Origin of the sequence: Clostridium sp. D5 (assembly GCF_000190355.1) — a bacterium.
Lineage (GTDB): Bacteria > Bacillota > Clostridia > Lachnospirales > Lachnospiraceae > Faecalicatena > Faecalicatena fissicatena_A.
In genome coordinates this window covers 1-865 of sequence record NZ_GL870846.1, presented here as the reverse complement: position 1 = coordinate 865, position 865 = coordinate 1, and the positions used below count along the sequence as shown (strand labels likewise).

At 54.9% G+C, this 865-nt stretch carries 1 pseudogene; it reads right to left on the bottom strand.

Annotation, left to right across the window (positions count from 1 at the left end):
• Positions 1–865: pseudogene (locus HMPREF0240_RS23235) on the bottom strand (sodium:proton antiporter); the annotation flags it as partial.

The following is an 865-nucleotide window of genomic DNA, read 5'->3' as shown; positions in this document are numbered from 1 at the left end:
CAGCAGCAGATACACCAATATAAAGATCATCCCGATCCCCGCCAGCTGCAGCCCATAAGACAGGCTGAACCGGATCATATCCCGGCTTTCCCTTCTCTCCAGCGCCCGCGTCCCCAGCTTCCACCGATAGGATACGGATTCCTCCTGCCTTTTGAGGTACCCTGCCCCTTTATCCAGCACCTTCCCTAGAATGGCATCCAGCTTTGGCAGTGAACCGGTTCGGTACGGAATCTTCCGGTCCTTATACAGGGTCTTTCTCAGCAGGACAATGATACCGTCCACCAGGGAATCCCCGATCCGGCACACAAAGATGCCCATAAACGGCAGGATCCGCTGGAACAGCGGCCGGTAAATCAGGTTCTCCAAATCCAGCCATTTCGGCCAGGCATCCACATAATAACTGGCGCTCCCCGCCTTTTTCCTCAGGAACACCGTCCGGATCACAAACAGATACACAAGAACTCCGATGCCAATCGAGATCAGGCCGCCCCTGAGGCACTCCATACTGAAGAAATGGGGGATGTGCCCCTCCTCATGCATGAGCATAAAGCCCTGGGCAGACCCTGCCAGCCTTTCCATCGTCTTCACAGGCGTCATCCCCAGCACCGGCAGGACAATCGCGCTGGCACCGATGGCAAACATGCTCTGTTTCCTGATATAGTGCCGGTTCATGCCGTCAAACTCCGCCTGCCTTGCAGGATCCCTATTCTTCTCCCAAAACAATGAGATATACAGCTTCAGCATATACGCCACAGTAAGCCCGCCGCTGATCAGGAACATCCACTCCACAAACACAAAAACCGGTGCCCCCGAGTACTCCACAATGCTCTCATGGAGCAGGGTCTTGCTGATATAGCCGTTCCAC